A 22,427-nucleotide genomic window follows, 5' to 3' on the forward strand; every position below is an offset into this window, starting at 1 on the left:
GGGAGGGAAGAATCGAGACCTCCAGCGCCGCGAACCCCGCCCGGAGCGAAGCGGAGGGCAGAAAATACAGCCGGTAAACTGGCACGACGTGACCCTCGTGCCTAATGTTCTCGCCACTCGCTATGCCAGTCCGCAGCTGGTTCATCTCTGGTCGCCGGAGAACAAGATCGTGCTCGAGCGGCGGCTGTGGCTCGAGGTGTTGCGGGCGCAAGCCGAACTGGGGGTGGAGGTTCCGGCCGGGGTGGTCGAGGACTACGAGCGGGTCGTCGATCAGGTGGACTTGAAGTCCATCGCCGAGCGGGAGCGGGTCACCCGCCACGATGTGAAGGCGCGGATCGAGGAGTTCAACGCGCTCGCCGGGCACGAGCACGTGCACAAGGGGATGACCTCTCGGGATCTCACCGAGAATGTGGAGCAGTTGCAGATTAGGCTCTCGCTCGAGCATGTGTACGACCACGGGGTGGCCGTGGCGGCACGGCTGGCCGAGCGGGCGGCGCAATACCAGACGCTGGTGATGGCGGGGCGCTCGCACAATGTGGCGGCGCAGGCCACCACGCTGGGGAAGCGATTCGCTTCCGCCGCAGACGAATTGCTCATCGCGCTGACCCGGCTGCGGGAGCTGATCGACCGGTATCCGCTGCGCGGCATCAAGGGTCCGATGGGCACCGCCCAGGACATGCTGGACCTGCTCGGCGGTGACGCGGGCAAGCTGGCGCAGCTGGAGCAGAAGGTGGCCGGGCACCTCGGGTTCGCCAACGTCTTCACCAGCGTCGGCCAGATCTACCCGCGGTCGCTCGACCACGATGTGCTCTCCGCGCTGGTGCAGGTGGGCGCGGGCCCGTCCTCGTTCGCGCACACGATCCGGTTGATGGCCGGCCACGAACTGGTGACCGAGGGCTTCCAGCCCGGCCAGGTGGGGTCCTCGGCCATGCCGCACAAGATGAACACCCGCTCCTGCGAGCGCGTCAACGGCCTGCAGGTGGTGCTGCGCGGCTACGCCTCGATGGCGGCCGAACTGGCCGGCGCGCAGTGGAACGAGGGCGACGTGTTCTGCTCGGTGGTGCGCCGGGTCGCGCTGCCGGACGCCTTCTTCGCCATCGACGGCATGATGGAGACCTTCCTGACCGTGCTCGCCGAATTCGGCGCGTACCCGGCCGTGGTGGAGCGCGAACTCAACCGCTACCTGCCGTTCCTGGCCACCACCCGCATGCTCATGGCGGCCGTGCGCGCCGGCGTCGGCCGCGAGACCGCGCACGAGGTCATCAAGGAGCACGCGGTCGCGGTGGCGCTGGCCATGCGCGAGCAGGGCCGCGAACCCGACCTGCTGGACCGCCTCGCCGCCGACGACCGCATGCCCCTGGACCGCGCCGCCCTCGACGCCGCCCTGGCCGACCGCTCCGCCTTCATCGGCGCGGCCGAGGCGCAGGTCGCCGACGTGATCGCCCAGGTCCAGAAACTGGTCGACGCCAACCCCGCAGCCGCCCGCTACACCCCGTCCCCGATCCTCTAGGGACGCAACGACTCTCGCCCCCAGGTTCCGGAACGAAGCCGGGGCGACGCGCTGCCTGCGGAGTGTTCTCGGCCGGTCTCTAGGCTGCGGGGATGAATCCGTACACGATCTTCTCCGAGATCATTGCCGGGCAGGCGCCGTCGTCCAAGGTGTACGAGGACGAGGATGTGTTGGCGTTCATGGACATTCGGCCGGTGACGCCGGGGCATGTGCTGGTGATTCCGAAGGCGCCGGCGCGGAGTCTGGCGGAGCTGGATCCGGTCATGGGCGGCAAGCTGTTTCAGGTGGGGCAGCGGATCGCGGCGGGGCTGCGGGAATCCGAGGTCGGGTGTGACGGGGTGAATTTCTTCCTGGCCGACGGGGTGACGGCGGGGCAGGAGGTGTTTCATGTGCATTTGCACGTGATTCCGCGCACACCGGGGGATGGGTTCGGGTTGCGGGCGCGCCCGACCACGCCGCCGCGCGCGGACCTGGATTACCTGGCCGGATCGATCCGGGGCGCGTTGTCGCGAATAGCCGAACGGTAATAGCGATGCGGCATTACCATGTGCGAACCGATTGGTTTGCCAAGGACACACCAAAACGGCATTCCCCAACGTCACAGCAGCCACTCGAGTTACGTTTGAGAGCGGTTGTGGTGGGCTGATGGAGGTGGGAACGTGCGTAGAAGACTCGTTGCCGCAGCAGTTTTGGCAATCGCTGCAGGTTTGCTGTACCCGGTGGCCGCGCCGCCGGCGACCGTGCACGCGGCCCAGGTGGTCCGCGTCGATCAGCTGAGCGCCACTCGCTCGGCACTGTTCATCGACTCCGCGGCCATGGGCCGCACCATTCAGGTTCAGGTGCTGCACCCCGCCGGCGGCGGTGCGCGCCCGACCTACTATCTGCTCGACGGCCTGGACCCGGGCGCGACCCAGAGCACCTGGACCAACGCCACCGACGCGGAACCCTTCTTCCAGGGCAAGAACGTGAACGTGGTGCTGCCCCTGGGCGGTCAGGCCAGCTATTACACCGACTGGGTGGCCGACGATCCGCGCTTCGGCCGCTACCAATGGGAAACCTTTCTGACGCAAGAACTTCCGCCCATCGTCGACGACTACTTCGACGGTAACGGGGTGAACGCCATCGGCGGCCTGTCCATGGGCGGCATCGCGGCGTTCGTGCTCGCGGTGCGGCATCCGGAGATGTATCGCGCGGTCGCGGGCTACAGCGCGTGTCCGGACACCACCATCGCGCAGGGCGCCATGATGTTCTCGGTCGCCAATCGCGGCGGCAATCCGCTGAACATGTGGGGTGCGCCGGGCGCGCCGGCCTGGACCGACCACAATCCGGCGGTGCTGACCGAGGCGCTGCGCGGCAAGACCATCTTCCTGTCCACGGGCACCGGCCTTCCCGGCCCGCACGAGCTGGAGATCAAACCGCAGCTGCCGGAGAACATCTTCTTCGGCGGTCCCATCGAATTCGGGGTGGACTCCTGCGTCACCGCGTTCGAACAGCGGCTGCGGTCGTTGAATATTCCGGCGCGGGTGGAGCATTCGCCGGTCGGCACGCATTCCTGGTCGTACTGGCAGGACACGCTGCACGAATCCTGGCCGACGATCGGTGGCGCGCTGGGAGTGTGACAAGCCCGCTGAACGAAAACCCGGAGCCCGGCTCGAGATCGAGCCGGGCTCCCGTTTTTCGGGCGAACGGTGCGAATCAGACTCCGGGCCGGTTGAATTCGCCGTCCTTGGCCCCGGCGACGAACGCCTCCCACTCACCCGGCGTGAAGATCAGCACCGGACCGTCGGGGTTGCGCGAGTCCCGCAATCCGACGTTTCCGCTGGTGAGAAAGGCGATCTCGACACCGTCGGCATCGTCGTCGCCGCGTCGCCACACCGCGTCCGCATCGATCGTGCGATTCTTCGATTCCATTTCGGGCCTCCCCTGTGCGGCACCAGGCGGTACTGGTCGGTGATGTAGATCGCACTCATCATGCCAGTGTTTGCGAAGCCTGCGGATCGGATATTCCATCTTCTGTCAGCGGAAGGAGGTATGTGGTGCGCACGCCATGGTCCCCACAGCGGGCGGCTCCCATCTCCGATAGTTGTGAGGTGGTTCCCGAGCCCGAGCGGTTCACAGCGGAACTGGCTCATAGCATTCTGCGGATTCACCGAAGCTGTCCGACCGATCAGTGTGCCCGGCGCAAGGCCGCCGTCTTCTACCTGTACGAGCACCACAAACACGCGAGTGCGCCGCGGCAGCGGCGGTTGGGCTGAAAGCGAGGCCGGCGCGCACTCGCCGGGTCGGGGGTCGGCGGCCAGCGGTCGCCACTAACGTAATGCGCATGGCTTTGGACAGTGGGAGCACGACATCGGTCAGTGGCGCGGTGGCAGCGCCGATCGCCAAGCGGGTGCCGCAGGAGCGGGTGCACCACGGGGACGTCTTCGTCGACGAGTACGAATGGCTGCGGGACAAGGAGAATCCCGAGGTCATCGCGTATCTCGAGGCGGAGAACGCCTATACCGACGCGCAGACCGCGAAGCTGGCCCCGCTGCGGGAGAAGATCTTCGAGGAGATCAAGGGCCGCACCCAGGAGACCGATCTGTCGCTGCCCACCCGGATGGGCGACTACTGGTACTACTCGCGCACCTTCGAGGGCAAGCAGCACGGCGTGCACTGCCGCTGCCCGATCGCCGATCCCGACGACTGGACCCCGCCCAAGCTGGAGGCCGACGTCGAGATCCCGGGCGAGGAGATCGTGCTGGACTCCAACGAGCTGGCGGCCGGGCACGAATTCTTCGCCCTCGGCGCGTACTCGCTCAGCCACGCCGGCGATCTGCTGGCCTACTCGGTCGACACCCTCGGCAACGAGCGCTACACGCTGAAGTTCAAGGATCTGCGCACCGGTGAGCTGCTGGCCGACGAGATCCCGAACATCGCCCCGGGCGCGACCTGGTCGCTGGACGGCACCCACGTCTTCTATCAGACCCTCGACGAGTCCTGGCGGCCCGACAGCGTGTGGCGGCACCGCCTGGGCACCGAGAAGTCGGCGGATGTGCGGGTCTTCCACGAGCCGGACGAGAGCTTCTGGGTCGGCATCGGCGCGACCCGTTCGGAGAAGTTCCTGGTCATCATGACCGGTTCCAAGATCACCAGCGAGAACTGGATCCTGGAGGCCGACAACCCCGAGGGTGAGTTCCGGGTGCTCATGCCGCGCCGCGAGGGCGTGGAGTACTCCGCCGAGCACGCCGTCATCGGCGGCGAGGACAAGCTGCTCATCCTGCACAACGATGTGGTGGACGGGGTGAAGGCGGTCAACTTCGTCTTGGCCGAGGCCCCGCTGTCGGATCCGTCCGATATGACGATTCTGATCCCGCACCGCGACGACGTGCGCCTCGAGGATATCGACGCCTTCGCCGACAAGCTGGTGCTCAGCTACCGCCGTGAGGCGCTGCCGCGAGTCGCGGTGTGGCCGTTGACCGCCGACGGTTACGGCGAGCTGAAGGACATCGACTTCGATCTGGCGCTGTTCTCGGCGGGGCTGGGCTCCAATCCGGAGTGGGAGCAGCCCATGCTGCGCATCGGGCTCACCTCCTTCATCACCCCCACCCAGGTCTTCGACTACGTGGTGGAGACCGGTGAGATGCTGCTGCGCAAGGAGCAGGTGGTGCTCGGCGGCTACAACGCCGAGGACTATGTGCAGCAACGGGATTGGGCGGTGGCCGCGGACGGCACCCGGGTGCCGATCTCGCTGGTGCTGCGCCGGGATGCGGTCGCGGGCCCGAAACCGTTGCTGCTCTACGGGTACGGCTCCTACGAGGCCGCCATCGACCCGTACTTCTCGGTGGCGCGGCTGTCGCTGCTGGATCGCGGCATGGTGTTCGCGGTGGCGCACGTGCGCGGCGGCGGGGAGATGGGCCGGCTGTGGTACGAGCACGGCAAGACCCTCACCAAGAAGAACACCTTCACCGACTTCGTCTCCGTCGCACAGCATTTGGTGGACACCGGCGTCACCGCGGCGGACCGCATGGTGGCCGACGGCGGCAGTGCGGGCGGCCTGCTCATGGGCGCGGTGGCCAATATCGCGCCCGACCTGTTCGCGGGCATTCTGTCCAACGTCCCGTTCGTGGATCCGCTGACCTCCATCCTGGATCCGTCGCTGCCGCTCACCGTCACCGAATGGGACGAGTGGGGTAACCCGTTGGCGGACAAGGAAGTCTACGAGTACATGAAGTCCTACTCGCCCTACGAGAACGTGACGGCGCAGGACTATCCGGCCATGCTGGCCATCACCGGCCTCAACGACACCCGCGTGCTGTACGTGGAACCGGCCAAGTGGGTGGCCAAGCTGCGCGCCACCAAGACCGGTGATCGGCAGCTGCTGCTCAAGACCGAGATGAGCGCGGGCCACGGCGGGGTCAGCGGCCGCTACGAGAAGTGGAAGGAAGTCGCCTTCGAATTCGCGTGGGTGCTCGACACGGTCGGGCTGATGGACGTCGTTCCCGCGAGCCACTGACCACGGATCTCGAAACGCGAAGCGGCGGTGGGTTTTCCACCGCCGCTTCGCGCTGTCCGGCGGTCTGCTATTTCTTGGCGGTCTTGGACTTCGACGGGCTCTTCGCCTTCTTGGCCCCGGCAGCCTTGGTGCCGGAAGCCTTGGCCCCGGAAGCCTTTGCCCCGGAACCCTTGCCGCGCACCGGTTTCGCCTTCGGCGTGGGCACCACCGCGCGGGCATTGTGGGGGAAGCCGCCCGCCTCCTCGCGCGTCAACGACGTCTGCATCGGATGCTTGCCGAGCACCTGCAGGCTGCGGTCCAGATCGGCGAGCAGCAGATCGGCCATGTCGATGGTGAAACCGTGCCGCAGCACCGCGCGCATGATGACCTCGTCCCCGCGGTCCGCCGGCAGCGGATAGGCGGCGATCAGCCAGCCCCGGGTGCGCAGCCGGTCGGACAGGTCGTAGAGGTTGAAGTCCTCGCCCGCGGCCAGCTTCCAGGAGACGGCGGTGATGCCGCGGCTCGGATCGGCGTCGTGAATGAGCTCGAAGCGCCCGGTCGCGGCCAGGCCCTTGGCCAGGTGCTGGGCGGCGAGATAGATGGCGGACTGCACATGGCGATAGCCGGAGCGGCCGAGCCGGATGAATTCGTAGTACTGGGTGATGGCCTGCCCGCCGGGCCGGGAGAAGTTCAGGTTGAAGGTGGGCATATCGCCGCCCAGGTAGTCGACGTCGAAGATGAGCTCCTCGGGCAGATCCTCCGCGGTGCGCCAGATCGCCCAGCCGACGCCCAGCGGCGCCAATCCGGTCTTGTGGCCGGAGGCGTTGATCGACTTCACCCGCGGCACCCGGAAGTCCCAGCAGATGTCCGGTGCGCAGAAGGGCGCGAGGAATGCCCCGCTGGCCCCGTCGACGTGGATCGGGATGTCGAGTCCGGTCGTGGCCTCGAGGTCGTCGAGCGCCTTGCTGATGGCCTCCACGTCCTCGAACAGTCCGGTGAAGGTCTGGCCGAAGGTGGGCACCACCATGATGGTGTTCTCGTCGCAGTAGGCGGCGACGTCGTCCGGGTGCATGGTGTAGCGGTCGCCGCGCAGCGGGATCTGCCGGATCTCCACGTCGAAGTAGCGCGCGAACTTCTCCCAGCACACCTGCACCGGACCGCACACGAAATTGGGCACGCCGGTGCCGCCGCGCTTGCGCCAGCGGAACTTGGCGGCCAGCCCGCCGAGCATGGCGGCCTCGCTGGAGCCGGTGGTGGAGGTGCCGAGGGTGCGCAGCGGCTCGGGGGAGTTCCACAGGTCGGCGAGCATGCGCACACAGCGGTGCTCGAGCTCGGCGGTCTGCGGGTATTCGTCCTTGTCGACGATGTTCTTGTCGAGGCATTCGTTCATCAGCCGCCGCGCCTGGTCGTCGACCCAGGTGGTGCAGAAGGTCGCCAGGTTCATGCGGGAGACGCCGTCGAGCATGAGCTCGTCGTGGACGATCTGGTACGCGACCTGGGGCAGGACCTCGCGGTCGGGGAACCCACGGTGCGGTGCGGCGCGCCTGATACCGGGCATGGCGAAGACGTCATCGGGTTCCAGGGCGGTCATGCGGTCTCCGATCGATTTTCAGCAGGGGTTACCGAGGTGATGGTAGCCAGCGGGGCCGGATCGAAACCGGTTCTGCAAGCTGCCGTTTCGTAACCCAGAGAAGTTTGCTGAAAGGTTACTATTCAATGTCGCGGCCTTGTCGGCGGTGGTGAGCTGAAGGGAAGGGATCGGTGATGACCGGGACGGTGACCAAGGCGGCCACGGCCACCAAGTACATGTCGTGGGTGACGCTGGCGCTCATGACGACCAGTTCGGTGGCCAGCCTGCGAGCGGCGCCCACGATGGCGGTGTACGGGTTGGCCTGCGTGTTTCTCTATCTGCTTCCCGCACTGCTGTTCTTGCTCCCGACCGCGTTCGTGGCCGCGGAGCTGGCGTCGGGGTGGGCCGGCGGCGTGTACAAGTGGGTGGGCGAGGGCCTGTCGCAGCCGATGGGTTTTCTGGCGGTGTGGTGCCAGTTCGCCATGACGATCTTCTACTACCCGAGTCTGTTGGCCTATGTGGCAAGCACTTTCGCCTACATCATCGATCCGTCGCTGGCCGCCAACGGGCTGTACGTGGCGATCGTCATCATCACCATCTACTGGGTCGCGGTGTTCGTGTCCTCGCAGGGCACCAAAACCGTTGCGGGACTGTCGAGTATGGGCCTGATCATCGGCACGCTGATTCCCGGTGCGCTGCTGGTGGTCCTCGGGTTCGTGTTCCTGGGCCAGGGCAACGCGTCGGCCGCGCCGATGGACACCGGCCACCTGTTCCCGGCCTGGACCGGGCTGGCCAGCCTGGTGCTGATCGTCAACAACTTCCTGTCCTACGCGGGCATGGAGATGAACGCGGTGCACGTGTCCGCGCTGCGGGATCCGGGCAAGGAGTATCCGAAGGCGATGGCGCTGGCCGTCGGGCTGGTGCTGGCCATCTTCATCGTTCCGGCGGTGGTGATCAGCTGGGTGGTGCCGTCGAAGAACCTCAGCCTCACCGCCGGTGTCATGCAGGCGTTCGACGGGTTCTTCAACCATTTCCACATCGGTTTCCTGACCCCGGTGCTGGGCATCATGCTGGTGGCCGCGGCGCTGGGCGGCATGCTCACCTGGCTGGCCGGGCCGTCCAAGGGACTGCTGCTGATCGGGCGCAAGGAAGGCTATCTGCCGCCGATCCTGACCCGGGTGAACAAGCATGGCGTGCAACAGAACATGCTGGTCGCGCAGGGGCTGGTGACCACGCTGCTGGCGCTGCTCTACGCGTTCATCCCGGATGTGTCGAGCGCGTACTGGATCCTGTCGGTGATCACCACGCAGGTGTATCTGATCATGTACGTGCTGATGTTCGTCGCCGCGATGCGCCTGCGCCGCAACCAGCCCGACCATCCGCGCGGCTACCGGGCGCCGGCGCTGGTCGCCCTGTGCGGGCTGGGCACCGCGGCCTCGATCGCGGCCTTCCTCATCGGCTTCGTCCCGCCCTCGCAGTACGGCAGCGGCAACGCGTTCGGCTATGTGCTGCTCATCGGGGCCGGCATGGGCATCGTCGGGCTGCTCATCCCGTACCTGTTCCTCCGTTTCCGCAAGCCCGGCTGGAAGTTCGACGTCCCGCAGGAGGCCCTGGCATGACCGACGGACTGGATTTCGAGGGCGCGCCCGAGCGGGCGCGCCGGCTGGTGTACCTCTCGGTCGCGGTGGTGCTGGTGGCGCTGGCGATCGCCGGGGTCATCATCTTCAAGCGTGAGCACTCCAGTGACGACGCGCTGCACAAGGCGCAGGTCCTGCAGTCACGGTTGCTGGCAGCGGGTTTCGATTCGCCGGACCCGCAGGTGATCGCCGATTCGCTGGGCGAGGACGGCGGGCTGGTGTGCTCGGATCCGTCCTCGCCGCTCATCAAGGCCCGCTACGCGGCCTCGATCAGCAATGGCGCGGCCGGACCGGGCAGCCGGCCCGTCATCGCCGACACCGATGTCTTCACCGCCACCTCGCTGGCCATCGAAACCTATTGCCCCGACAAGCTGGCGGCCTATTTGGAAACCACCGGTCACCTCGAGAAGGGTGACACTCTGAAACCCGATACCGCCAAGTGATCAGGAGGAGCCCATGACCACCACCGCAGGGGCACGGGAGGATTCGAAGGTGGCCGCCCTGCGCGCCGCCGTCAAGGAATTGATGCCGCGCGCCAAGAGCGATCTGGCACAGCTGGTTTCGTTCAAATCCGTCCACGACCCCCGGCAGTTCCCGGCCGAGGAGTGCGAGCGCGCCGCGCGCTGGGTGGCCGACGCCTTCGCGGCCGAGGGCCTGACCGATGTCGGCCTGCACCGGACACCCGACGGCAGCAATGCGGTGGTGGCGCGCGGCACGACCCCGCCCGGCAAGCCGACCGTCATGCTGTACTGCCACTACGACGTGCAGCCGCCGCTGGACGACGCCGCCTGGCACACCCCGGTCTGGGAGCTCACCGAGCGCGACGGTCGCTGGTACGGGCGCGGCGCGGCCGACTGCAAGGGCAATATCGTCATGCACCTGACCGCGCTGCGCGCGCTGCGCAAGGTCTACGGCGACGAGTTCCCGGTCGGGCTGGTGCTGGTGTCCGAGGGGTCCGAGGAGCAGGGCACCGGCGGGCTCGAGGAATTCGTCCCCGGCAATGTGGAACTGCTGCGCGCCGATACGCTGCTGATCGGCGACTGCGGCAATTTCGCGGCCGGCGTGCCCACCCTCACCCAGACCCTGCGCGGCAATGTGAACGTGGTCGTCACCGTCGAAACCCTGTCCGGTCCACTGCATTCCGGCATGTTCGGCGGCCCCGCCCCCGACGCGCTGGCCGCCATGATCCACCTGCTGGGCACCCTGCGTGACGCCGACGGCAACACCACGGTCGACGGCTTGACCGATGACCAGGTGTGGGCGGGCCACGAGTATCCGATCGACCAATTCCGTTCCGACGCGGGCGTTCTCGACGGTGTCGACCTGCTCGGCAGCGGTAAGCCCGCCGATATGCTCTGGGCGCGACCGGCTTTGACCGTGCTGGGCATGGACGTCCCGCCCGTGGTCGGCTCGTCGGCGGCCATCCAGCCCAAGACGCGCGCCCGGCTCAACCTGCGGATTCCGCCAGGCCTCGCGCCGGACGCCGCGCTGAAGGCCCTGACCGCGCACCTGACATCGCACGCCCCGTGGCATGCGAAGGTGACCGTCGAGACCGAGGCCACCGGCTCCCCGTTCGTCGGCTCCATCGACGGTCCGGCCCGCACCGCCATGGTGTCGGCGATGCAGGCCGCCTACGGCCGCGCGGCAACCACCCAGGGACAGGGCGGTTCGATCCCGCTGTGCAATGTCTTCGCCGCCACCTACCCGGAGGCGGAGATCATGCTGCTGGGCGTCGAGGAACCCAAGTGCCTGATCCACGCGCCCAACGAGAGCGTCGATCCGGCGGAGATCGAGAACATGGCACTCGCCGAGGCGCTGTTTTTGGCGTCTTACAGTTAACGCAGGTCAGGCACCATTTTTCGGCATTTCGTGAGCACGGTGCCGAAAACAGTGAAGTATTGAAAGGTCGGATTGCCGCACCGCGGTGACATCAGGGCGCCGCGGTGGATCAGGGCACAGCGGTGATTCGTACGGTTCGCGCCGCCGGGCGGTGCCACGTCCTGCCCGGCGGTGCGGCGTCAATTCGGTGAAGTTCCCGTCCCGGACGCTTGATTCGTTAGCAATTGAATAGCAAACTCGCACCTGGCGAATGGATGACCGCACGATCCGGCGACCGGTGAGGAGAGCGCTCGTGTCCGTCTATCTGTATCGGTGGGGAAGGTTCGCGTACCGGCGCAAGTGGATCGTGTTGCCCGTCTGGGTGGTGCTGTTCCTGCTGCTCGGCGGCCTCGGGGCCGCGCTGCAAAAGCCGATGAGCAACTCCTTCGACATCCCGAACCTGCCGTCGAAGCGGGCCAATCACATTCTCGACGAGCACTTTCCGGGCATGTCGCAGGCGTTCAAGTTCGATGCGGTCACCGGCGTGTACGTGATCGGCGCACCGGCGGGCACCAAGCTCACCGACGCCGCCAACCGGCAGGCTCTCGACGGGCTGGTGCGCAAGCTGAACGATCTGGGCATCGTCGACCACGCCAAACCCCTGGTCGATCCGATCGCGGCCGCCGAGCAGATGGGCTGCCTCACCGGTGACCGCGTCGCTCAGGACTTCGTGAGCCGCTGCAGCAATGCGCCGCTGAACGTCCTCAACCCGGACAAGCCGGACACCGTTGCGGTGCTCAGCGTCCCGTTCGCCATCAAGGACTTCGGCGCGATCACCGCCGACGACCGCAAGGCCGCCCACGACGTGGCCGACGACGCCCGCAATGCGGGTCTCACCGTCGAACTCTCCGGCACCATCGCCATGGAACAGCAGCAGCCGAGCGGCAAATCCGAGATGGTCGGCATGGCCTTCGCGTTCGTCGTCATGATCATCTGCTTCGGCGCGATCGTGGCCGCCTTCGTGCCGATCATCACCGCCATCGTCGGACTCGGCGCGGCCACCTCGCTGATCTTCCTCGGCACCGCGGTGATGGAGGTCCCCAGCTTCACCACCTTCCTGGCCTCCATGATCGGCATCGCGCTGTCCATCGACTACGCGCTGTTCATCGTCTCCCGCTACAAACACGAACTGTCGGTACAGGATTCGCCCGCCGAAGCCGCCGGCGTGGCATTGGGCACGGCGGGATCGGCGGTGGTGTTCGCCGGTCTGACGGTGATCATCGCGCTGGTCGGCCTGAGCATCGTCGGTGTCCGGTTCCTGACCTTCATGGGTCTGGGCGGCGCGGTCGCGGCCGCGTTCGCGGTGCTGGTCGCGCTGACGCTCATGCCCGCGCTGCTGGGCGCGTTCGGCCGCTTCATCTTCAAGCCGAAGCTGCCGCTGGTCGCGCAGGGCGATCCCGAGGACGACACCCAGGTCACCAATGGCATGCGGGCCGCCCGGGCGATCGGCCGGGTGCCGGTGCTCACCCTGATCCTGAGCATCGTGGTGCTGGGCCTGATCGCCGCGCCCGCCGCGCATCTGCAGCTCGGCCTGCCCGGCGAGGACAGCCTGCCCAAGACCTCCACCGTGCGCAAGGCGTACGACCTGCGCACCGACGGTTTCGGGGCGGGCAGCAATGGCGTGCTGCAGGTCGCGGTCGACCTGTCGAAGGTCGCGCCCGACCAGCGCGAGGCCGCCGTCGGCGCGCTGCGCGACAAGCTGAAGGGCTACTCGGACATGAACTACGTGACCGATCCGATCTTCAGCCCGGACCGGTCGGGGGCGCGGTTCGAGGGCGTCCCCCGGACCGGACCCAACGATCAGGACACCAAGGATCTGGTCCGCTCCGCGCGCGACGCCGAGTCGCAGTTCCAATCCCAGTACGGCATGGAGTACGGAATCACCGGCACCACAGCCATTTACGCCGATATCGACCATGTGCTGCTGGGCAAGATCGTGCCCTATCTGGCCATCGTGGCCGGGGCCGCGTTCCTGCTGCTGATCGCCGTGTTCCGTTCCATCCTGGTGCCTTTGACGGCCGCGCTGGGCTTCCTGCTGTCGATGGCCGCCACCTTCGGCGCGACGGTGGCGATCTTCCAGGACGGCCGGTTCGGCATCGTCGACGAACCGCGGCCGATCATCAGCTTCATGCCGATCATGTTGATCGGCTTGGTGTTCGGCCTCGCCATGGACTACCAGGTGTTCCTGGTGACCCGCATGCGCGAGGAGTACGTGCACGGGGAACCGCCCAAGGAAGCGATGATCAAGGGCTATCACCACGGCGCGCGCGTGGTCACCTCGGCCGCGGCCATCATGATCTTCGTCTTCGGCTCGTTCATGATGGAGCCCGACATCAGCGCCAAATCCATGGGTTTCGCGCTCGCGGCGGGCGTGTTCTTCGACGCCTTCCTGGTCCGCATGGTGCTGATTCCGTCGCTGCTGGTGCTGATGGGCAAGTGGGCGTGGTGGATTCCGGCCTGGCTCAGCCGGATCGTGCCCGATATCGACGTGGAGGGCGCGCGCCTGCGGGAGGTGCAGCGGCGCGAGGCCGCCGGCCGGGAGCGGGTGGGCGCGGTGTCCTGACGCGCGCCCGAGTCGCGACCCGGCCGGGTCAGAATTCGGCGTGATCCTCGGCTTGGATGACCTTGAATTCGGTATTCGCCGGACCCATTTCGTTCAGCCGACCGAAATAGATGCCCTGTGCTTCGGGGGCGATGATGCCGTAGTGGATGGGGAAGGCGATTCGCGGATTCACCGCGCGCAGGTAATCCACGGCTTCGCTGATCCGCATCCACGGCGCGACCGCCGGAATGGCGAGCACGCCGACCGGGGTGGGCGGTACCCACAGCGAATCGCCGGGGTGTACGAGTTGTGCGGGTTCGTCGGGGGTGCCGAGTTGGAAAACGGTGTTGTCGATGACCGGAATATCGGGGTGGATGACCGCGTGCCGGCCCCCGCCGCCGGTTATCTGGACATTTCCGACTTTAAGAACATTTCCGGCGTAGACGGGCTCCCAGGGCTCACCCCGCTGCAGGGCCGTCTGCGGGTCCGACAGCAGCTTGGCCTGCGGATTCGCCTCGATCAGGGCCTGGATGCGATTGGGGCAGATGTGGTCGGGATGCTGATGGGTGACGGCAATGGCGTCCAATCCGGTGATGCCCTCGAACCCGTGCGAAAAGGTGCCCGGATCGAAAAGAACCCTGGTGCCGTTCATCTCCACGAGAATGCAGGAATGTCCGAAATGGGCTATGCGCATAGGGCAACCGTAGCTCTGTCCAACCCGTCGTGGCTGGACTCCGGCCAAGCTTGGAGGTTCCGCTGTGTCGGGCGCCACAACCGGCTTGCCCCGAAGGGGACCGGCCGGGCCGTGCCAACTAGTCTGAGCAGCGAACCAGCCCGGGCGTGAGCGACCGGGCGCCGCCCCACCAGCTGAGGAGCAACGCGTGGCACGTGTCGTGGTCGAGGTGATGCCGAAGGCCGAGATCCTGGATCCGCAGGGACAAGCCATTGTCGGCGCGCTGGGGCGTCTGGGGTACCCGGGGATCTCGGATGTGCGGCAGGGCAAGCGATTCGAGCTCGATGTCGCCGACGACGTCAGCGACGCCGAACTCGAGCGGATCGCCGAATCGCTGCTGGCCAATGTCGTGATCGAGGACTGGAAGGTCGTCCGGCTGTGAGCGCCCGCATCGGTGTCATCACCTTCCCGGGCACGCTCGACGATGTCGACGCCGCCCGCGCGGTGAAACTGGCCGGGGCCGAAGCGGTTTCGCTGTGGCACGCCGACGCCGACCTGAAGCGGGTCGACGCGGTCGTGGTGCCCGGCGGCTTCTCCTACGGCGACTACCTGCGGGCCGGCGCCATCGCGTCCATGGCCCCGGTGATGCGCTCGGTGATCGAGGCGGCCGCGGGCGGCATGCCGATCCTGGGTATTTGCAACGGTTTCCAGATCCTGTGCGAGGCGGGCCTGCTGCCGGGTGCGCTGACCCGCAACGAGGGCCTGCACTTCGTGTGCCGCGATCAGTGGCTGACCGTCGAGCAGACCGATACCGCCTGGACCTCGCGCTACGAGCCGGGCGCCCAGATCCTGGTGCCGGTCAAGAACGCCGAGGGCCGCTACCAGGCCACCGCCGAGGTGCTCGACGAGCTCGAGGGCGAGGGCCGCGTGGTGTTCCGCTACGCCGGCGGCAACCCCAACGGCTCGCAGCGCGAGATCGCCGGCATCACCTCCGCCAACCGCCGCGTGGTCGGCCTGATGCCGCACCCGGAGCACGCCACCGAACCGCTCACCGGCCCCAGCGACGACGGCCTGGGCCTGTTCCTCTCGGTGCTCGACAGCCTCGTCTCGGCCTAGATTCCGTCCAGTATTTCGAAGTCGACGCCGCCCGCCCTGGCCAGCCAGGTCGGGCGGATCGCTTGATTGCCCTCGAAACCGACCTCGCCCCAGGGGGTTTCGATGACGGGCCGGTCCGCGACCGCCCGCTGAATGCGCCGCACGTCCAGTGATCCGGCCAGCTCCGCCATGCCGCGCAGGGTGTGAATGGCCTCGTAGCTGGTGTTGCTGAAGTTGGTGAGCGAGGGCGCGAACCAGCCGTGCAGCTTGTGATAGCGGTCCAGCCGCTCGCGATCGTGGGGGCCGTTGACGAAGAAGCCGGACGGAACGAACAGATTGTGGTTGGCGCCGCCGCCCGCGGCCAGCAGCACGTTCTCGTCCACCGCCGGGCTCACCCGCACCTGCTGATCGGAGCGCCCGGTCCGGGAGAACTGCAGGTTGAAGCGCGCGACATCCGCGCCGACCAGCAGCACGATGACGCCGTCGACCCGATCCAGGGCCGGATCGCCGAGGAACCGCCGGAAATCGCGGGTTCCCAAGGGCACGAACATCTCCAGCGGAATCAGCTCCGGATCCAGCAGCGCCGCCCGGACCGCCTGCGCGGTGCGCCGCGGCCACACGTAGTCGTTGCCGATGATGGCCCAGCGGCGCGCCTCGAAGGAGCGGCCCAGCCAGTCCAGCGCGGGCAGCGTCTGATGTCCCGGGTCCGCGCCGATCATGAACAGCCCGTCCGGAGCGGACTCGAGACCCTCGTGATCGGTGGCGAACAGGTAGGGCACACGGCCCGCCGTCACCCGCTCGACCGCCCGCCGCACCGCGGAGGTGTGCCAGCCGGTCACCGCGTGCACCATGCCCGTCGCCAGCAGCGCCGCGACCTCCCCGGCCACCATCGCGGGTTCGCGGCCGCCGTCGATGTGGGTGACGCGCAATTCCCTTCCCAGAATTCCGGAACCGGAGTTGATTTCTTCCAATGCCAGAGAAATGGCCGCCTCACAGGAAGGCGCGAAGATACCGCCGGGGCCTTGCTGCGGGACTATGTTGATGATCTCTATGGTGTTCTCGGGATTCCCGTCGAACGGGGACATCGGTTACCCTTCCCCTCGTTCAAGCGGTTTTCTGACGGGCAGGAAATATGGCGACAATTCTAGGTGGGTTTTCCACCCTGCATGGAGCCCTCCGGGCGGCCGAGCGGGGTTGGCTTCGTCACTTGGACGCCGCGCTGTGCGCCAGGCGGCTGACCGCCGATCAGTGGTGCATGCTCGCCAATCTGTCCGGCGACGTCGGCATCACCATGAGCGAGCTGGCCGCCCGCACCCAGCTGCCGCCGTCCTCGGCGACCCGGCACGCCGACCATCTGGCCGAGCGCGGCTACATTTTCCGGGTGGCCGCCGCCGATGATCGCCGCCGCATTCTCATCGGCTTGAGCCGGCGCGGTGAGGAACTCGTCGCCGAGGTGCGCGCGGAAGAGGCGCGGGCCGAGGCGCAAATGCGCCGCAGTCTCGGCAGCGACGATTATCTGGAACTGGTGCGATTGCTCGGGCGGATCGCCGAAACGCCGGTTCCCAAGTAGCTCTCGGCCGTCGGCCGAAGTCCCGGCGGGGCCGGATAAGCTCGTTTGCATGCCCGTTGCCGAGACCACCGCGACCGCTGCCGGCCTGTGCGAATTCATCGATTCGTCGCCCTCCCCGTTCCACGTCTGCCGCACTGTCGCAGCCGAACTCGACGATCACGGCTTCACCCGCCTGTCCGAGGCGGCGCCCTGGCCCTCCAGTAGCGCGGGCCGCTACTACGTGGTGCGCGGCGGTTCCCTGGTGGCGTGGGCCGACGGCGGCCCGGGGGCGCCCACCGGTTTCCGGATCGGGCAGGCCAGCCCGTTCCGGGTGGTCGGCGCGCACACCGACAGCCCGAACCTGCGGGTCAAGCAGCATCCGGATCTGGCGTCGGCGGGCTGGCAGCTGGTGGGGCTGGAGCCCTACGGCGGGGCGTGGCTGAACTCGTGGCTGGACCGGGATCTCGGCGTTTCCGGACGGTTGTCGGTGCGGGACGGAAATGTGGTGCGGGAGCGGCTGATTCGCATCGACGAGCCGATTCTGCGGGTGCCGCAGCTGGCCATTCACCTGTCGGAGGATCGGCGCGGGGTGCAGCTGGATCCGCAGCGGCACGTCAACGCCGTGTGGGGGATCGGCGGGGAGCCGCGCTCGTTTTTGGCCTTCATCGCCGAACGCTGCGGGATAGAGACCGAGGCCATTCTGGGCTGGGAGCTCATGACCCATGATCTGGTGCCGGCCAAGGTGATCGGCCGCGATCTGGATCTGATCAGCGCGCCGCGACTGGACAATCAGGGCACCTGCTATGCCGGGTTGCGCGCCTTCCTGGCCGCCATCGCCGAACCCGGCGCCGCGGTGCCGGTGCTGGCCATGTTCGATCACGAGGAGGTCGGCAGCCAGTCCGATCGCGGGGCCCAATCCGGGCTGCTGCCCGCGGTTTTGGAGCGCATCGTGCTGACCCGCGGCGGCGGGCGCGCGGAATACCTGGCGGCGCTGGCCGGTTCGGTGTGCGCCTCCGGCGATATGGCGCACGCGACGCATCCGAACTATCCGGAGCGGCACGAGCCCGCGCACCGCATCGAGGTCAACGGCGGGCCGGTGCTCAAGGTCAATCAGAACCTGCGCTACGCCACCGACGCCACCGGTGCGGGCGCGTTCGCGCTGGCGTGCGCGCAGGCGAACGTGCCGCTGCAGCGGTACGTGCATCGCGCCGATCTGCCGTGCGGTTCGACCATCGGGCCGATGACCGCGGCCAATACCGGCATGCCCACCGTGGATGTGGGCGCGGCTCAGCTGGCCATGCACTCGGCCCGCGAAATGATGGGCGCCGCGGACGTTCCCGCCTACGCCGCGGCGCTGGCGGCGTTCCTGACGCCCGAGGCGACGCGTTAGGCCGCGTCGACGGCCGCGGCCGGCTCCCGGGTGGGGCGGTAGGTCAGCACGGCCACCACGAACACCGCGAAGGTGAACAGCACGTAGCTGTTTCCGAGGAGCTGCTGCCACCAGCTCCAGGTGAGTTCACGGTCGCCGTTGTGCGGCAGCAGCCACATGGGGCCGATGGCGAACATGATCACGGCCAGCCCCGTCGCGCCCAGGAACCACGGGTCGCGGCGGCCGCGGGCGACGGCGTCGGCGGCCACCAGCAGCGCGGGCGCGATCCACACCCAGTGATGCGACCAGGACACCGGCGAAACCAGCAGCACCGCAGCGGCATTCACCATCAGCGCCGCGACCGTCGCGCCGGCGTCGAGCAGGCGCTTCATCCACACCGCCGCCAGCGCCACGGCGATCGCCGAGCACACCAGCCACAGCACCGTGGCGACCGAGGTGGAGTAGCCCAGCCGGAACACGAACCCCTTGATGGACTGGTTGCCCGCGTACCAGGGCGGCCCGATGCGGCCGGTGTCGGCCAGCGTGTGGAACCAGTACTGCGGTGAATCGTGCGGGAACAGCGCCCAGCCCACCGCGACCGCGCCGACCGTGGCCGCGACGACGGTGGCCGCGCCCTTCCAGTCCTTGCGCAGCAGGAAGTAGAGGAGATAGCCGCCGGGGGTCAGTTTCACCGACACCGCGATGCCGATCAGCATGCCGCGCGGCCAGAAGGGCTTGCGCACCAGGCAATCCAGCGCCACCGCCGCCATCAGCACCAGGTTGATCTGCCCGAATCCGTAGGTCTCGCGGATCGGCTCCAGCAGCTGGGTGAGCGCCACCGCGCCGAGGACCAGCGCGATCCGGGTGGGCCGAGCCAGGCTGGGGCGCAACCGATCCAGCACCAGCCACAGCGTCAGCCCGAGCGAGGCCAGCGACACCAGCAGCACCGCCCATTCGGCGACGGCCAGCGGCATCAGCGCCAGCGGCGCGAAGAACAGGGCGGCCAGCGGCGGATAGGTGAACGGCAGCCCGATCCCGTACACCGCGGGCATCGGCCCGTAGAGGTCCTTGCCGTCCAGCCAGGCCCGGGCGCCGTTGCGGTACACCTGTAGATCGATGTACCCGTGCCACTTGGTCACATAGCTGATCACCGCCGACACCGCGAACAAAGCGACCGCCAGCACCAACAGCTTCCGCTGCTGTGCCGTCAGCTTTCCAGGCGTGGGCATGGCTTCATCGGTCGGATCCGCGACCCCGGATCGATCGTTCACCGGCTCAGAGTAGCGGGTGCCCCGTCGCGGTCGGTTTGATGGGCGCGGGTGTGTGAACCTCCAAAGAAAGTGGTCTCGAACACAGCGCCAGCCGGGGTAAAGCACGAAAACGCAGGCAATTAGACTCGGTTCGTATATCTCGCCGACTTCCAGCAACGCCGGCAATCGCTCTCGACCTGCCCGGCCGAAAGGACTCTGGTATTCCCGTGACCAGCCACGTCGACACGGTCAGCAACGCCGCGGCCACCTCGGACCACCCGCAGCCCTACAAGGAACTCGGCCTCAAAGACGACGAGTACGCCCGGATCAAGGAGATTCTGGGCCGGCGTCCCACCGACGCCGAACTCGCCATGTACTCGGTGATGTGGTCGGAGCACTGCTCCTACAAGTCCTCGAAGGTGCACCTGCGCTACTTCGGTGAGACCACCACCGAGGAGATGAAGGCCTCGATGCTCGCGGGCATCGGCGAGAACGCGGGCGTGGTCGACATCGGCGACGGCTGGGCGGTGACCTTCAAGGTCGAATCGCACAACCACCCCTCGTACGTGGAGCCCTATCAGGGCGCGGCCACCGGCGTCGGCGGCATCGTGCGCGACATCATGGCGATGGGCGCGCGCCCGATCGCGGTCATGGATCAGCTGCGCTTCGGCGCGGCCGATCATCCGGACACCCGGCGCGTGGTGGACGGCGTGGTGCGCGGCGTCGGCGGCTACGGCAATTCGCTGGGCCTGCCGAATGTCGGCGGCGAGACCGTGTTCGACCCGTCCTACCAGGGCAATCCGCTGGTGAACGCGCTGTGCGCGGGTGTCATGCGGGTCGAGGATCTGCACCTGGCGTTCGCGTCCGGGCAGGGCAACAAGATCATTCTCTTCGGTGCGCGCACCGGGCTCGACGGCATCGGCGGCGTGTCCGTGCTGGCCTCGGACACCTTCTCCGGCGACGAATCCGGTTCCGGCCGTAAGAAGCTCCCGAGCGTCCAGGTCGGCGACCCGTTCGCCGAGAAGGTGCTCATCGAATGCTGTCTCGAGCTGTACCACGCCGGACTGGTGGTGGGCATCCAGGACCTCGGCGGCGCCGGACTGTCCTGCGCCACTTCCGAACTCGCGGCCGCGGGTGACGGCGGCATGCACATCGAGCTGGACCAGGTGCCGCTGCGCGCCGCCAATATGACTCCCGCCGAGATCCTTTCGAGCGAGTCGCAGGAGCGCATGTGCGCGGTCGTCACCCCCGACAATGTGGACGCCTTCATGGCCGTCTGCCGGAAGTGGGACGTCACCGCCACCGTCATCGGCGAGGTCACCGACGGTGAGCGCCTCATCATCACCTGGCACGGCGAGACCGTGGTGGACGTGCCGCCGCGCACCGTCGCCCACCAGGGTCCCGTGTACGAGCGCCCGGTGGAGCGTCCGGCGGATCAGGATGCGCTGAACGCGGATTCGGCCGCACGGCTGAACCGGCCCAAGACCGGTGACGAACTGCGCGCTACCCTGCTGAAGATGCTGGCCAGCCCGCAGCTGTGCTCCCGCAAGTGGATTACCGAGCAGTACGACCGCTACGTGCGCGGCAATACCGTGCTCGCGGAGAACGCCGACGCCGGTGTCATCCGCATCGACGAGGAGACCGGCCGCGGCATCGCGCTGGCCACCGACGCGTCGGGCCGCTACACCAAACTGGATCCCTACACCGGTGCGCAGCTGGCGCTGGCCGAGGCGTTCCGCAATGTCGCCGTCACCGGCGCCACCCCGAAGGCCGTCACCAACTGCCTCAACTTCGGTTCGCCGGAGGATCCGGGCGTGATGTGGCAGTTCCAGCAGGCCGTGCGCGGTCTCGCGGATGGCTGTGCGGCACTGGGCATTCCGGTCACCGGCGGCAATGTGTCCTTCTACAACCAGACCGGCCAGACCGCCATCCTGCCCACCCCGGTGGTCGGCGTGCTGGGCGTGATCGACGATGTGCACCGCCGCATCCCGACCGGGCTGGGCACCGAACCGGGCGAGACGTTGATCCTGCTCGGCGAGACCCGCGACGAGCTCGACGGCTCCATCTGGGCGCAGGTGGAACACGACCACCTCGGCGGCCTGCCGCCCAAGGTCGACCTGGCCCGCGAGCAGCTGCTGTCGGAGATCCTGGTCTCCGGTTCCCGCGACGGCATGATCTCCGCCGCCCACGACATTTCCGAGGGCGGCCTCATCCAGACCGTCGTGGAGGCCGCGCTGGCCGGCGAAACCGCCTGCCGGATCGTCCTTCCCGAGGGCGCGGACCCGTTCGTCACCCTCTTCTCCGAATCCGCCGGCCGCGTCCTGGTCGCCGTCCCGCGCTCGGAGGAAACCCGCTTCACCAAGATGTGCGACGCCCGCGGGCTGCCGTGGGTGCGCATCGGCGTCGTGGACGACGGCTCCGACGCCGTCGAGGTCCAGGGCCAGTTCACCGTCGCGCTCGACGAACTCCGCGCCGCCCACGAGGGCACGCTGCCCGCCCTGTTCGGAGCCTTCGAACACTGAGATAACGCCGAGCCCGCCGGTTCCCCTCGATCCGGCGGGCTCGCGCATTTTCAGTTGACTTTGAAGGGATCGTGTTCGGCCATCAGCTTTTCCATGCGGGCCTCGTCGATGCGGTGATGCACCTTCGAGGATTCGTGTTGGTCGCGAATGACTTTCGCGAGGGTGAAGCAGCTGCTCACCAGGAACAGGGTGGCCATCAGCAGGAAGCCGCGCTGCCACATGTCGAGGGGGAGGTAGGCGATGCCGATGATCAAGGCGGCGAAGCTGATTCCGAAGGCGATCATGGCCTGCGCCAGAAACGCGGTGGTGCTCTTGGTCTGTGCGCTCGGGGTGCTCATGAGAACCGAGTCTGGTCGGC

General features: G+C 67.6%; 19 protein-coding genes. 13 read left to right on the plus strand and 6 right to left on the minus strand.

From position 1 onward, the window contains the following. Positions 1-88: 88 nt before the first annotated feature. The 3 genes from purB to D7D52_RS04885 all read left to right on the plus strand — a co-directional run bounded on the left by purB (position 89) and on the right by D7D52_RS04885 (position 3,129). The gene (gene purB, locus D7D52_RS04875; protein WP_120735241.1) at positions 89-1,510 is read left to right on the plus strand and encodes an adenylosuccinate lyase; all 1,422 of its coding nucleotides are present in this window, start codon (positions 89-91) and stop codon (positions 1,508-1,510) included. A 92-nt stretch (positions 1,511-1,602) separates the two neighbouring features. Beyond that, on the plus strand, positions 1,603-2,037 hold the full coding sequence (locus D7D52_RS04880) for an HIT family protein (RefSeq protein ID WP_120735242.1): 435 nt from the start codon (positions 1,603-1,605) through the stop codon (positions 2,035-2,037). 132 nt (positions 2,038-2,169) lie between these two features. Then, the gene (locus D7D52_RS04885) at positions 2,170-3,129 is read left to right on the plus strand and encodes an alpha/beta hydrolase (RefSeq protein WP_120735243.1); all 960 of its coding nucleotides are present in this window, start codon (positions 2,170-2,172) and stop codon (positions 3,127-3,129) included. Between the two features lie 76 nt (positions 3,130-3,205). Here the strand turns inward: D7D52_RS04885 and D7D52_RS04890 are convergent, their stop codons facing one another. After that, positions 3,206-3,421 carry a DUF397 domain-containing protein gene (locus D7D52_RS04890; RefSeq protein WP_120735244.1) on the minus strand — a complete coding sequence of 72 codons (216 nt, stop codon included), beginning with the start codon at positions 3,419-3,421 and terminating at the stop codon, positions 3,206-3,208. Positions 3,422-3,833: 412 nt separating this feature from the next. On the opposite strand from D7D52_RS04890, the gene D7D52_RS04895 reads away from it, so the two are divergent. Then, on the plus strand, positions 3,834-6,005 hold the full coding sequence (locus D7D52_RS04895) for a S9 family peptidase (RefSeq protein WP_120743813.1): 2,172 nt from the start codon (positions 3,834-3,836) through the stop codon (positions 6,003-6,005). A gap of 67 nt (positions 6,006-6,072) precedes the next feature. On the opposite strand, the gene gad is transcribed toward D7D52_RS04895, so the two are convergent. Next, complete coding sequence (gene gad / locus D7D52_RS04900) at positions 6,073-7,575, minus strand: glutamate decarboxylase (RefSeq protein ID WP_120735245.1); 1,503 nt, start codon at positions 7,573-7,575, stop codon at positions 6,073-6,075. A gap of 173 nt (positions 7,576-7,748) precedes the next feature. Between gad and gadC the strand changes: the two genes are divergently transcribed. From gadC to D7D52_RS04920, 4 genes are all read left to right on the plus strand, one after another. After that, positions 7,749-9,173 carry a glutamate/gamma-aminobutyrate antiporter GadC gene (gene gadC / locus D7D52_RS04905; RefSeq protein WP_120735246.1) on the plus strand — a complete coding sequence of 475 codons (1,425 nt, stop codon included), beginning with the start codon at positions 7,749-7,751 and terminating at the stop codon, positions 9,171-9,173. Then, positions 9,170-9,634 carry a hypothetical protein gene (locus D7D52_RS04910; protein ID WP_120735247.1) on the plus strand — a complete coding sequence of 155 codons (465 nt, stop codon included), beginning with the start codon at positions 9,170-9,172 and terminating at the stop codon, positions 9,632-9,634. Before gadC ends, D7D52_RS04910 begins: the two co-directional genes overlap by 4 nt. 13 nt (positions 9,635-9,647) lie before the next feature. Then, the gene (locus D7D52_RS04915; RefSeq protein ID WP_120735248.1) at positions 9,648-11,030 is read left to right on the plus strand and encodes a dipeptidase; all 1,383 of its coding nucleotides are present in this window, start codon (positions 9,648-9,650) and stop codon (positions 11,028-11,030) included. A 292-nt stretch (positions 11,031-11,322) separates the two neighbouring features. Then, positions 11,323-13,632, plus strand: a complete 2,310-nt coding sequence (locus D7D52_RS04920) for an MMPL family transporter (protein WP_120735249.1) — start codon at positions 11,323-11,325, stop codon at positions 13,630-13,632. A gap of 28 nt (positions 13,633-13,660) precedes the next feature. On the opposite strand, the gene D7D52_RS04925 is transcribed toward D7D52_RS04920, so the two are convergent. Beyond that, positions 13,661-14,305: an MBL fold metallo-hydrolase gene (locus D7D52_RS04925; RefSeq protein ID WP_120735250.1), complete on the minus strand. Its 645-nt coding sequence runs from the start codon at positions 14,303-14,305 to the stop codon at positions 13,661-13,663. 187 nt (positions 14,306-14,492) lie between these two features. Between D7D52_RS04925 and purS the strand changes: the two genes are divergently transcribed. Both purS and purQ read left to right on the plus strand, forming a co-directional pair. Continuing rightward, the gene (purS, locus tag D7D52_RS04930; protein ID WP_120735251.1) at positions 14,493-14,726 is read left to right on the plus strand and encodes a phosphoribosylformylglycinamidine synthase subunit PurS; all 234 of its coding nucleotides are present in this window, start codon (positions 14,493-14,495) and stop codon (positions 14,724-14,726) included. Next, complete coding sequence (purQ, locus tag D7D52_RS04935; protein ID WP_120735252.1) at positions 14,723-15,400, plus strand: phosphoribosylformylglycinamidine synthase subunit PurQ; 678 nt, start codon at positions 14,723-14,725, stop codon at positions 15,398-15,400. Before purS ends, purQ begins: the two co-directional genes overlap by 4 nt. Here the strand turns inward: purQ and D7D52_RS04940 are convergent. Then, a complete protein-coding gene (locus tag D7D52_RS04940; RefSeq protein WP_120735253.1) occupies positions 15,397-16,464 on the minus strand; it encodes a substrate-binding domain-containing protein in 1,068 nt (355 codons plus the stop codon). The genes purQ and D7D52_RS04940 overlap by 4 nt on opposite strands. A gap of 122 nt (positions 16,465-16,586) precedes the next feature. Between D7D52_RS04940 and D7D52_RS04945 the strand changes: the two genes are divergently transcribed. Then, the gene (locus tag D7D52_RS04945) at positions 16,587-16,949 is read left to right on the plus strand and encodes a MarR family winged helix-turn-helix transcriptional regulator (protein ID WP_246023639.1); all 363 of its coding nucleotides are present in this window, start codon (positions 16,587-16,589) and stop codon (positions 16,947-16,949) included. Positions 16,950-16,998: 49 nt separating this feature from the next. Further along, positions 16,999-18,318, plus strand: coding sequence for a M18 family aminopeptidase (locus tag D7D52_RS04950; RefSeq protein WP_120735255.1), 1,320 nt, complete (start codon positions 16,999-17,001; stop codon positions 18,316-18,318). Here D7D52_RS04950 and D7D52_RS04955 read toward each other — a convergent pair. Beyond that, a complete protein-coding gene (locus D7D52_RS04955; protein WP_246023640.1) occupies positions 18,315-19,568 on the minus strand; it encodes a glycosyltransferase 87 family protein in 1,254 nt (417 codons plus the stop codon). The genes D7D52_RS04950 and D7D52_RS04955 overlap by 4 nt on opposite strands. Before the next feature lie 206 nt (positions 19,569-19,774). Between D7D52_RS04955 and purL the strand changes: the two genes are divergently transcribed. Next, complete coding sequence (purL, locus tag D7D52_RS04960; RefSeq protein ID WP_120735256.1) at positions 19,775-22,069, plus strand: phosphoribosylformylglycinamidine synthase subunit PurL; 2,295 nt, start codon at positions 19,775-19,777, stop codon at positions 22,067-22,069. 50 nt (positions 22,070-22,119) lie between these two features. On the opposite strand, the gene D7D52_RS04965 is transcribed toward purL, so the two are convergent. Further along, a complete protein-coding gene (locus tag D7D52_RS04965) occupies positions 22,120-22,407 on the minus strand; it encodes a YiaA/YiaB family inner membrane protein (RefSeq protein ID WP_120735257.1) in 288 nt (95 codons plus the stop codon). Positions 22,408-22,427: the final 20 nt, after the last annotated feature.

The organism is Nocardia yunnanensis, assembly GCF_003626895.1.
GTDB lineage: Bacteria > Actinomycetota > Actinomycetes > Mycobacteriales > Mycobacteriaceae > Nocardia > Nocardia yunnanensis.